Origin of the sequence: Marinimicrobium sp. UBA4209 (genome assembly GCF_002381585.1) — a bacterium.
GTDB classification, from domain to species: Bacteria; Pseudomonadota; Gammaproteobacteria; order Pseudomonadales; family Cellvibrionaceae; genus Marinimicrobium; species Marinimicrobium koreense.
This window is the reverse complement of sequence record NZ_DFTP01000048.1, coordinates 79563-89814: the sequence shown is the minus strand read 5'-3', so window position 1 is coordinate 89814 and position 10252 is coordinate 79563. Positions and strand designations below refer to the sequence as shown.

At 62.0% G+C, this 10252-nt stretch carries 10 protein-coding genes and 1 tRNA gene; 7 read left to right on the top strand and 4 right to left on the bottom strand.

The annotated features are described in order from the left end of the window. A partial coding sequence (locus B3187_RS07130; protein ID WP_286805391.1) for an adenosine kinase occupies window positions 1-824 on the top strand: 824 nt, incomplete at its 5' end. On the opposite strand, the gene B3187_RS07125 is transcribed toward B3187_RS07130, so the two are convergent. From B3187_RS07125 to hemA, 4 genes are read right to left on the bottom strand one after another with little or no spacing between them, the layout of a single operon-like run. Continuing rightward, on the bottom strand, window positions 794-1558 hold the full coding sequence (locus tag B3187_RS07125) for a HesA/MoeB/ThiF family protein (protein WP_286805399.1): 765 nt from the start codon (window positions 1556-1558) through the stop codon (window positions 794-796). The genes B3187_RS07130 and B3187_RS07125 overlap by 31 nt on opposite strands. Continuing rightward, window positions 1548-2414 carry a peptide chain release factor N(5)-glutamine methyltransferase gene (prmC, locus tag B3187_RS07120; protein ID WP_286805389.1) on the bottom strand — a complete coding sequence of 289 codons (867 nt, stop codon included), beginning with the start codon at window positions 2412-2414 and terminating at the stop codon, window positions 1548-1550. The genes B3187_RS07125 and prmC overlap by 11 nt, the downstream gene beginning before the upstream one ends. Then, complete coding sequence (gene prfA / locus B3187_RS07115; RefSeq protein WP_286805387.1) at window positions 2414-3490, bottom strand: peptide chain release factor 1; 1077 nt, start codon at window positions 3488-3490, stop codon at window positions 2414-2416. The genes prmC and prfA overlap by 1 nt, the downstream gene beginning before the upstream one ends. Continuing rightward, window positions 3487-4773 carry a glutamyl-tRNA reductase gene (gene hemA / locus B3187_RS07110; RefSeq protein ID WP_123638007.1) on the bottom strand — a complete coding sequence of 429 codons (1287 nt, stop codon included), beginning with the start codon at window positions 4771-4773 and terminating at the stop codon, window positions 3487-3489. The genes prfA and hemA overlap by 4 nt, the downstream gene beginning before the upstream one ends. A gap of 206 nt (window positions 4774-4979) precedes the next feature. On the opposite strand from hemA, the gene B3187_RS07105 reads away from it, so the two are divergent. The 6 genes from B3187_RS07105 (at window position 4980) to B3187_RS07080 (ending at window position 10231) form a co-directional block, all read left to right on the top strand. Then, entirely contained in the window at window positions 4980-6764 is a 1785-nt protein-coding gene (locus B3187_RS07105) for a tetratricopeptide repeat protein (protein WP_286805386.1), read from the top strand. Beyond that, window positions 6761-7348: a lipoprotein insertase outer membrane protein LolB gene (gene lolB / locus B3187_RS07100; protein WP_123638009.1), complete on the top strand. Its 588-nt coding sequence runs from the start codon at window positions 6761-6763 to the stop codon at window positions 7346-7348. Before B3187_RS07105 ends, lolB begins: the two co-directional genes overlap by 4 nt. After that, window positions 7345-8193: a 4-(cytidine 5'-diphospho)-2-C-methyl-D-erythritol kinase gene (gene ispE, locus B3187_RS07095; RefSeq protein ID WP_286805385.1), complete on the top strand. Its 849-nt coding sequence runs from the start codon at window positions 7345-7347 to the stop codon at window positions 8191-8193. The genes lolB and ispE overlap by 4 nt, the downstream gene beginning before the upstream one ends. A gap of 53 nt (window positions 8194-8246) precedes the next feature. Next, window positions 8247-8321 (top strand) — tRNA-Gln (locus tag B3187_RS07090). A 224-nt stretch (window positions 8322-8545) separates the two neighbouring features. Continuing rightward, window positions 8546-9475, top strand: a complete 930-nt coding sequence (locus B3187_RS07085) for a ribose-phosphate pyrophosphokinase (protein ID WP_036160594.1) — start codon at window positions 8546-8548, stop codon at window positions 9473-9475. Window positions 9476-9583: 108 nt separating this feature from the next. Next, the gene (locus tag B3187_RS07080; protein ID WP_286805384.1) at window positions 9584-10231 is read left to right on the top strand and encodes a 50S ribosomal protein L25/general stress protein Ctc; all 648 of its coding nucleotides are present in this window, start codon (window positions 9584-9586) and stop codon (window positions 10229-10231) included. Window positions 10232-10252 lie beyond the last annotated feature (21 nt).

Here is a 10252-nt window from a genome sequence, read left to right as displayed (position 1 = left end):
GCGCCAGCGGCGGCTCCGGGGCCAATACCGTGATTGCCGCCAGCTACTTCGGTTGCCGCAGTTTTTATTCCTGCCGGGTCGCCAATGACGAGAACGGCGAATTCTACCTGAACGACATCAAGGCCGCCGGCGTGGACTATCCCGAGCACCTCGGCAGCGATCAGGGCATCACCGGTAAATGCCTGGTGATGATCACCCCGGACGCCGAGCGCAGTATGAACACTTTCCTCGGCATCAGTGCCGGACTGTCGGTGAACGAGCTGCACACTCCCGCCATTGATGCAGCGGACTATGTGTATATCGAAGGTTACCTGGTCAGCTCCGACACCGGTCGGGCCGCCGCCATTGAGCTGCGCGAGCGGGCGGAGAAGCGTAACACACTGACCGCGCTGAGCCTGTCGGACCCGGCCATGGTGCAGTTCTTCCGCGACGGCCTGCTGGAGATGATCGGCAAGGGCGTGGACCTGCTGTTCTGCAACCGCGAGGAGGCCATGGGCTTTACCGGCACCAACACGCTGGAAGAAGCCGCTCAGTCACTGCAGGATTACTGCCGCTCCTTTGCCATCACCTGCGGGGCGGACGGCGCGCTGGTCTTTGATGGCCGCCACTCTTATCACATTGATGCCCAGCCGGTGAAAGCGGTGGACACCAACGGTGCCGGCGATATGTTTGCCGGTGCGTTTCTGTATGCGCTCAGTCAGGGCCATGAGTATGACGTGGCCGGTCGATTTGCCAGCCTGGCTGCCAGCAAGGTGGTGACCCAGTACGGTCCGCGGTTGCGCCCGGAGCAGCATCAGGAGTTGAAGCAGGCGTTTTTTGGGTAGCAGACCGGGCAGTCCGGGTCGCGGGGGAGTTTGAGTTCGCGCCATTGGCTGGTGGTGGCGTCGAACAGCAGCAGCCGGCCGGCGAGGCTGGTGCCGACACCGGCGAGCAGTTTTACCGCCTCCAGTGCCTGCATGCTGCCGATGACGCCCACCAGGGGTGCCAGTACGCCGCTGCTGGCGCAGTTGAGTTGCTCGTCTTCACTCACGTCGTACAGGCAGCGATAGCAGGGACTGTCATCGCGGCGCGAGTCGAACACCGTGACCTGCCCTTCCAGGCGAATCGCGGCGCCGGACACCAGCGGTGTACGGGTAACGACACAGGCTTCGTTGATGGCGTAGCGCACGCTGAAGTTATCCGTGGCATCAATGACCAGATCCGCCTCGCGCACGCGGGCGGTGAGTGCCTCGCCGCAGAGTTTTTCTTCAATGGGGACCAGTTTTACGTCCGGGTTCAACGCCTGCAGGGCGGCGGCGGCCGAGCGCACCTTGGGCTCGCCGACACGCTCAGTGGTGTGCACGATCTGCCGCTGAAGGTTGGACAGGTCAACCTCATCGTGGTCCGCCAGCCATAACTCCCCAACCCCGGAGGCGGCCAGGTACATCGCCACGGGTGCGCCCAGGCCGCCGAGGCCCACGACCAACACCCGGGCGTTCAGCAGTCGCTCCTGCCCTTCGACATCCACTTCGGGTAACAGGATGTGCCGGCTGTAGCGCAGCAGTTGGTTATCGTTCATCATCGGCCACCTCCTTTGCGGGCCATTGCCCCAGTGTGACTCGGTCGCGTTCGTTCAGGTCCTGCTCGGTGCGCACGGCGCGAAAGCCCCGTACCGTGAACAGCTCTCGCACCGCCGATCCCTGTTCCCAGCCATGCTCTATCAACAACCAGCCGCCGGGCAACAAATGCCGGGGCGAGAGATTCACGATGTGCTCAATGTCCGCCAGCCCCTGGCGTTCGGCCACCAGCGCTGAGCGGGGCTCAAAGCGCACATCCCCCCGGTTCAGGTGCGGATCGCAGTCGGCAATGTAGGGCGGGTTGCTCATCACCAACTCAAACCGCTCGTCCATACGCAGCGCGGAATACCAGTCACTGTGCAGGCAGCGGACTCGCTCCAGCCCGAGACGCTGAGCGTTGCGCCGAGCCAGATCGATCGCCGCCGTGGAGGCGTCCAGCGCGGTTACCTCCCAGGCCGGTCGCTCACTGGCAAACGCCAGCGCGAGGGCACCGGTGCCCGTGCCGAGATCCAGCGCGCGGCCCGAGGGGGCGCTTTCCGTCAGCGTCAACGCCAATTCCACCAGTCGCTCGGAATCCGGGCGGGGAATCAGTGTGCTGGCATTGACGTACAGCGGCAGCGACCAGAACTCCCGTTCGCCCATGATATGGGCAATCGGCTCGCCTTTGCGGCGCCGGGACAGCGCCTGCTCAAACTCGGCCTGCTGAGCGTCGCTCAGTTCGGTTTCCGGCCAGGTGTACAGCCAGACCCGCTCCTTGCCAAGCACCCAACTCAACAATAGCTCCACATCAAGGCGAGGAGAGTCACTTACCGGGCTCAGTTCGATGGCCCGGCGCAGCGCTTCACTGACGGTGCGCATCACTCCGCCAGGGACGCGAGCTGGTCGGCCTGATACTCATGCACCAGGGGCTGTACCACTTCATCGAGCGCGCCCTGAATCACCTCATCCAGTTTATAAAGGGTCAGGTTGATGCGGTGATCCGTCACCCGCCCCTGAGGAAAGTTGTAGGTGCGAATACGCTCGGAGCGATCGCCCGAGCCCACCAGGTTGCGCCGCTCGTCCGACAGGCTTTTGGCAGCGGCCTCTTCGCTCTGGCTTTTCAGTTTGGAAGCCAGCAGTGACATGGCCCGGGCCCGGTTTTTGTGCTGGGAGCGCTCGTCCTGACACTCCACCACAATGCCGGTGGGAATGTGGGTAATGCGAATCGCCGAATCGGTTTTGTTCACGTGCTGACCGCCGGCGCCGGAGGCGCGGAAGGTATCGACCCGGATATCCGCCTTGCTGATGTCCACCGCCTCCACTTCGTCGGCTTCGGGCAATACCGCCACGGTACAGGCCGAGGTATGAATGCGACCCTGGGACTCGGTCTCGGGCACGCGCTGCACCCGATGCGCGCCGGATTCAAATTTCAGGCTGGCGTACACGCAGTCACCGGACACCCGGCTGATGATTTCCTTATAGCCGCCGTGTTCACCCTCGTTCTGACTGATGATTTCGATACGCCACTTTTTCTGTTCAGCGTATTTGCTGTACATGCGGAACAGGTCGCCGGCGAAAATGGCCGCCTCGTCACCGCCGGTGCCGGCGCGAATTTCCAGAAACACGTTCTTGCCATCGTTCGGGTCTTTGGGCAGCAACAGGCGCTGCAGTTCCTCTTCCATCGGCCCCAACTGTTCATCGCAGGCATCCAGCTCCTCGCGGGCCATATCGCGCATTTCCGGATCGGACAACAGAGTTTCCGCCTCGTCGCGATCGGCCTTCATCTGATGGTAGCGCGAATAGCTCTGCACCACCGGCTCCAGCTCGGCGTACTCTTTGGACAAGTCCCGAAACCGATTCTGGTTGCCGATGATGTCCGGATCGGACAACAGCTGGCCGACTTCTTCGTAGCGCTCGGTCAGGCGGGACAGTTTTTCTTCAATGGATGCTTTCATTCGGGTTCGCTTTTCTCTTGAGTCTCGATGTCATCCGCCTGCAGCCCAAACAGTTCGCGTGCCGCGGCGACCAGTTCTGTGCGCCCCTCGGCGCTGGCCTGACGCAAAGCCACACTGGGCGGATGCAATAATTTGTTGGTGACGGCGCGGGACAATTGCGCCATCAACTGGGCCGGATCACCGCCGGCCTCCAGCGCCTTCTGGGCTTTGGTCAGCTCCCGGGCCGCCAACGCTTCAGCCTGCTGCCGATACGAGCGGATGGTGACCGCCGCGTCCTGGGCGCGTTGCATTTTCAGGTATTGGCCGACGCCTTCGGCAATAATTTCCCGGGCCTTGTCGGCGGCGGCCTCCCGGGACTTTTTGTTCTGATCAATGACCGCATGCAGATCGTCCACCGTGTACAGATAGACATCATCCAGCGAGCCCACCTCCTCTTCGATATCCCGGGGAACCGCAATATCAAGCATGAACATCGGTTTGTGTTTGCGTTTTTTCAGCGCCGACTCCACCGCCCCCTTGCCCAACAGGGGCAACTGGCTGGCGGTGGAGGAAATCACAATATCGGCCTTGTGCAGGTGTTCCGGAATGTCCGCCAGCAGAATCGCCTCGGCCCCCAGTTCCTGGGAAATGACGTGCGCCCGCTCCAGGGTCCGATTGGCCACAACCAGCCGGCGAATCCCCTGTTCTTTGAGGTGCCGGGCCACCAACTGGATGGTTTCACCGGCGCCAATAAGCAAAGCGGTGTCTTCTTTGAGATCGGAGAAGATCTGTTGGGCCAGGGTAACCGCCGCGTAGGCCACGGACACCGGATTCTCACCGATGGCGGTTTCCGAGCGGACCCGCTTGGCCACCCCGAACACCTGCTGAAACGCCGAATGCAGCGTCGCCCCAACGGTACCCGCCTGGCTGGCCACAGCGTAAGCGGATTTCATCTGGCCCAGAATCTGGGGCTCCCCCAGCACCAACGAGTCCAGCCCGCCGGCGACTTTCATCATATGCCCCACCGCCTCGGCATCTTCAAAGCAGTAGTAACACCGGCTCAGGGCGTCCTCATCCATCTGGGTATGCTCTAGCAGCCAGGCCAACAGGGCGTGAACCTCGGCGTCGCTGGCGGCGTATATCTCGGTGCGGTTGCAGGTCGAGAGGATGGCGACTTCATTCAACCCCGCCCGCTCGCGGGCCTGCATCAACGCATGCTCCAGGCTGTCGGGTCCGAACGCCACGCGCTCGCGGATCGCCAGGGGAGCCGTATTGTGATTGATACCGAACGCCAACAGGGTCATAGAGTAGGAGCAGGTTTTGCCAGCAAAAGGGACGCCATTGTCCGGCCCTGGAGGGCCGGGCGCAAGGGGCGAGCAAGGAAAACGCTCACCACCCCGGGAATTATCGCCGCAATGGGGCGTCGAAGCCAGCCGGAGAGCAACCCGACTGGCGAACCCGGCCCGCTCTGTTTATGATGCCGGAATAGCCAATCAACCGATGAGACCTTATGAACGCCAGTGTCCCGTTAGTGACCGCCTTGGCGCTAAGTGCGCTGCTACTCGGCTGCGCCCAACAGCCCACAGGGCCCGAGCGCGAGCCAGCGTCGGCCAGCGAACCGGCAGAACCCTCGTCCGACCGCGCGGACGCGGCCCAGGAGCCCGAGCCCCGCGCCGCGCAACCGGCGCCCACTCGCCCATTCACCAGCGATACCCTGTACGCGCTGCTCGCAGCGGAAATTGCCGGTAGCCGGCAGCAGTTTGATATTGCGCTGTCCAACTATCTCCAGCAGGCCCACCAGACCCGGGACCCTCAGGTTGCGGCCCGGGCCACCCATATCGCCCGCTTTCTCTCGGCCAACAACGCCCTGCTCGATGCGGCACTGCTCTGGGTAGAGGTCGCTCCGGACGACACCGAAGCCCAACTGAATGCCGCCCTGGCCCTGGTGCAGAACGGTCGACTGCAGGAGGCCTTCGACCTGTCCCGGAAGCTGCAGGCCAAGGGCGAGCACACCCTGTTCCAGAACATTGCCGCCAGCGCCTCCGAGGCCACGGACACCCAGCGTGAGCGACTGATCGACGGCTACCTGACTCTCCTGGAAGAGTACCCGGAGCACCAGGAGCTGCTGATTGGCACCGGCCTACTGATGCAGCAACAGGGGGACCTGGAGCCGGCCCTGGACTATGCCTCTCGCGCACTGAAGGAAGCGCCGGACAGCGTGGCGGCCACCATCCTCAAGGCCACACTGCTGAACCAGCTGGAGCGATCCGACGAGGCCCTGCAGACGGTGGTGGGAGCTTTGGAGGATAACCCGGAAAGCCTGCGCCTACGGCTGCAATACGCCCGTCTGCTCACCCAGCATGACCTGGCGATGGCCCAGGAGCAGTTTGAGGTGCTGGTACGTCAAGAGCCCCGGGACCCGGATCTGCGACTGTCACTGGGTATTGTCGCTCTGGAACGTGGCGACACCGAGACCGCCCAGACCAGTTTTGAAAGCCTGCTCGACAGCGACGAACACGCCTCCAGCGCCAACTTCTACCTGGGTCAATTGGCCGAGCGGCAAGGGCGCAACGAGGAGGCGCTGCTGTACTACCTACAGGTTGAACCGGGCAGTGATTTTCTTCAGGCCACCATCAACATCATGGAACTGCTGATTGACAGCGGTCAGCTGGAAGCCGCCAACGATCATATGAACCGGATGCGTAACCGCTTCCCGGACCGTGCCGCCGACCTCTATCTGTTCCAGGCCCGGGTTCTGCTCCAGAAGGGCCACGAGGAGTCCGCTGAAGCCCTGCTGGTCAACGCGCTGGAGGCGCATCCGACGCACAGCGACCTGCTCTACTCCCGCGCCATGCTGTACGACCAGCAGGGCCGCCTGGAGGCCGCCGAGCGGGACCTGCGCAACATCCTGACCTACGACCCTCACAATGCCACGGCGCTCAATGCGCTCGGCTACATCCTGACGGACAAAACGGATCGTCACGAAGAGGCCTATGAACTGATTCGCCAGGCCCTGGCTCTCAACCCGGAAGAACCGGCCATTCTCGACAGCATGGGCTGGGTGCTCTACAACCTCGGCCGCCCCGAAGAGGCCCTGCCGTACCTGCAGGACGCCATGAGCGCTTATCCGGATCAGGAAATTGCCGCCCACCTGGGCGAGGTTCTGTGGCAACTGGGCCGAAAAGAGGAAGCAAGGGCCGTCTGGCAGCAGGGTCTGGAAACCGACCCGGAAAGCGAGCTGATACCCGCCACCCGCGAACGCCTGGGCGTCGATGCGGAGGGCGCGAATCAATGAGCCGCGTCCTCGCTCTGACACTGATGCTGCTGGTCGTCGGCTGTGCCCGCCAACCGCTGCAGCCCGTCGAGGACTGGGAGCGCCACCAGGCCGCTGCCCAGCGGCTCAACAGCTGGCAACTCAGCGGCAAGCTGGGAGCGAGGCTCCCCGACAACAGCGGCAGCGCCCGGCTGCGCTGGCATCAGGACCAGAGCAACTACCGGATCGACCTGAGCGGCCCCTTCGGCCAGGGGCGGGTCATCATCGAAACCACCGATAGCGGCGTACGTCTGCGCCAGGGCGGTGAGCCACCCCTGGAGGCCGCCAGCGCCGAAGCCCTGATGTGGCAGACCACCGGCTGGCGCGTGCCGGTGGCGGAACTCACTTACTGGGTGCGGGGCATCCCCGCCCCGGACAGTCGCCATCGGATACTTGAGCGCACCCCCCAGGGGCTACTGAAAACCCTGCGCCAGAGCGGCTGGACACTGCACTACAGCGACTATGAGGCCGTCGGCCTGCTACCGCTGCCCGGTCGCATTGTGGCCGAACGCAAAGACACCCGGCTGACCCTGATTGTCTACGATTGGTCACTCCCCGAATCATGAACCCATCAGTCACCCTGCCCGCGCCGGCCAAGCTGAACCTGTGCCTGCACATCGTCGGTCGACGCCCCGACGGCTACCATGAGCTGCAGACCGCCTTTCAACTGCTGGACTATGGCGATGAGCTGACTTTCAGCCCGAGGGCAGACACCGACATCCATCTGCACCCGGCCATTGAAGGCGTGCCCCTGAAGGACAACCTCATCTGGCGGGCGGCCCAGCTTCTGCGTCCACGCGCCCGGGCCTATACCGGTGTCGATATCACGCTGCTCAAACGCCTTCCCATGGGGGGCGGCCTGGGTGGCGGCAGTAGCGATGCGGCCACAACGCTGCTGGCACTCAACCAACTGTGGGACTGCCAGTACTCCAACAAGGAACTGCAGACGGTGGGATTACAGCTTGGCGCCGACGTCCCGGTGTTTGTCGCCGGCCACAGCGCCTGGGCGGAAGGCATTGGCGAACAACTGGTGCCCATCGAACTGCCCGAACGCTGGTTTCTGGTGGTCACGCCACCCACGCCCGTGGCCACTGGCACAATTTTTTGTCACAAAGATTTGACAAGAGACACACCGCCCATTACAGTAGCGGCCTTTCTCGAGCGGGGCGGCAAAAACGATTGCCAACCACTGGTCAGAGAACTTTATCCGGAAGTTGATAAAGCGCTGATTTGGTTGGAAAATTTTGTCAGCAACGCTACAATGTCCGGCACCGGCGCAAGCGTCTTCGCCAGCTTCGAGAGTGAAACCGAAGCGCGGGAAGTACAGGGAAAAACGCCAACTGATTGGTCCAGTTTTGTGGCCAGAGGCGTCAACCTTTCACCGGTGCACGATCGACTGTTCAATGCATGATGACAGTCGAACATTGTAAAAGCGGTTTCCGTAATCGCTGAAACGACGACTACTGGGGCGTAGCCAAGCGGTAAGGCAGCGGGTTTTGATCCCGTCACGCGTAGGTTCGAATCCTACCGCCCCAGCCATTATTCGTTAACGCGCCGCTGCCTCAGCGGCGCTGTTCGTTTGGGTCGATGCCTATAGCACCTCTCCTACGTGTTTCCCGCGGATCAGATAACGGAACCGGCAACCTGCCTCACCAAGAGCTCAGTTTTCCCTCCATCTGTCCCGCATTGGCTCGACGCCAGACAAGAATACGGCTGTAATAAAGCGGCAATGCAAACAAAAGGTACCGAACGTGACTGAGTTAATGGTATTCACCGGCAACGCCAACCCGGAACTGTCCCAGAAGATTGTGGACTGCCTGGGCATCGACCTTGGAGACGTATCGGTCTCCCAGTTTTCCGATGGCGAAATTGCCGTTGAACTGAACACCAACGTTCGTGGCCGCGACGTATTTATCGTCCAGCCCACCTGCGCGCCCACCAACCGCAACATCATGGAACTGATGATCATGATTGATGCGTTGCGCCGCGCCTCCGCCGGACGCATTACCGCGGTGGTCCCCTACTTCGGCTACGCCCGCCAGGATCGACGCGTTCGCTCCGCCCGGGTCCCCATTACCGCCAAAGTGGTGGCCGATATGCTCGTGGGCGTGGGTATTGACCGCCTGCTGACTGTGGACCTGCACGCGGAGCAGATCCAGGGCTTTTTCGACGTGCCCGTGGATAACGTTTACGGCTCGCCGGTATTGCTGGAAGACGTCGAAAAACAGAATTTTGAAGACCTGATTGTGGTCTCTCCGGACATCGGCGGCGTAGTTCGCGCCCGCGCGGTGGCCAAACAGCTTGGCGTGGACCTGGCCATCATCGACAAGCGCCGCCCCAACCCGAATGTGGCGGAAGTAATGAACATCATCGGTGAAGTGGATGGCCGCACCTGCCTGCTGGTGGACGACATGGTCGATACCGCCGGCACCCTGTGCAACGCCGCCGTCGCCCTGAAAAAGCAGGGTGCCAACAAAGTGGTGGCCTACTGTACCCACCCGGTACTGTCCGGCAGCGCCATTGACCGCCTGGACAACTCGCAACTGGATGAGCTGGTAGTGACCGACTCCATCCCGTTGAGTGAAGCGGCGCGCAACTGCTCACGGGTACGCACCCTGACCCTGTCGCGCATGCTCGCCGAAGCGGTTCGCCGCCTGAGCAATGAAGAATCCCTGAGTGCAATGTTCAACTGAAGAACGGTGCACTCAGCTAACCGCGGCCGACACTACTGTCCGGTCGCTTTTTGAACCCCGCTGGTGATTCTGGTCGCGGATTCCAGCGGATAACATCGAGGACTTATCATGTCTGAAGATTTTAAATTGAACGCCGAAGCCCGAGAAGACCTGGGGAAAGGTGCGAGCCGCCGCCTGCGTCGTCTCGAGGGCAAAGTACCCGCCATCGTGTACGGCGGCAAAGCCAAGAAGCCTGCCTCCATCATGGTCAGCCAGAAAGAACTGACCAAGCACCTGGAGAGCGAAGCTTTCTTCTCGCACATCATTGAGCTGAACATTGACGGCAAATCCGAAAATGTGATCCTCAAGGATCTGCAGCGTCACCCGGCCAAGGGTTACACCATGCACGCTGACTTCCAGCGCGTATCCAAAACCACCAAGCTGAACACCAGTGTACCGCTGCACTTCCTCAACGAGGAAACCGCCAAGGGCGTTAAAATGCAGGGCGGCAAGATTGTGCACAACATGGTTCAGCTGGAAATCAGCTGCCTGCCGGCCGATCTGCCCGAGTACATCGAAGTGGACGTGGCCGACCTGGAGCTGGGTCACAGCCTGCACATCTCTGACCTGAAACTGCCCAAGGGCGTTGAGTCCGTGGAACTTAGCCACGGCGCGGATCACGACCAGCCGGTTGTATCCATCAACAAGCCGCGCGGCATGGCCACTGATGACGCCGACAGCGAAAGCGAAGAAGAAGGCGGCGAAGAGGAGAAGTAAGCCTCACTCGCCCGAAAACAC

Bases quoted from the DNA above. Each gene is read 5' to 3' on its own strand.
- lolB (WP_123638009.1), top strand. From the start codon at position 6,761: ATGAGCCGCGTCCTCGCTCTGACACTGATGCTGCTGGTCGTCGGCTGT.
- prmC (WP_286805389.1), bottom strand. From the start codon at position 2,414: ATGCGCACCGTCAGTGAAGCGCTGCGCCGGGCCATCGAACTGAGCCCG.
- prfA (WP_286805387.1), bottom strand. From the start codon at position 3,490: ATGAAAGCATCCATTGAAGAAAAACTGTCCCGCCTGACCGAGCGCTAC.
- ispE (WP_286805385.1), top strand. From the start codon at position 7,345: ATGAACCCATCAGTCACCCTGCCCGCGCCGGCCAAGCTGAACCTGTGC.
- B3187_RS07105 (WP_286805386.1), top strand. From the start codon at position 4,980: ATGAACGCCAGTGTCCCGTTAGTGACCGCCTTGGCGCTAAGTGCGCTG.
- B3187_RS07125 (WP_286805399.1), bottom strand. From the start codon at position 1,558: ATGAACGATAACCAACTGCTGCGCTACAGCCGGCACATCCTGTTACCC.
- B3187_RS07085 (WP_036160594.1), top strand. From the start codon at position 8,546: ATGGTATTCACCGGCAACGCCAACCCGGAACTGTCCCAGAAGATTGTG.
- hemA (WP_123638007.1), bottom strand. From the start codon at position 4,773: ATGACCCTGTTGGCGTTCGGTATCAATCACAATACGGCTCCCCTGGCG.
- B3187_RS07080 (WP_286805384.1), top strand. From the start codon at position 9,584: ATGTCTGAAGATTTTAAATTGAACGCCGAAGCCCGAGAAGACCTGGGG.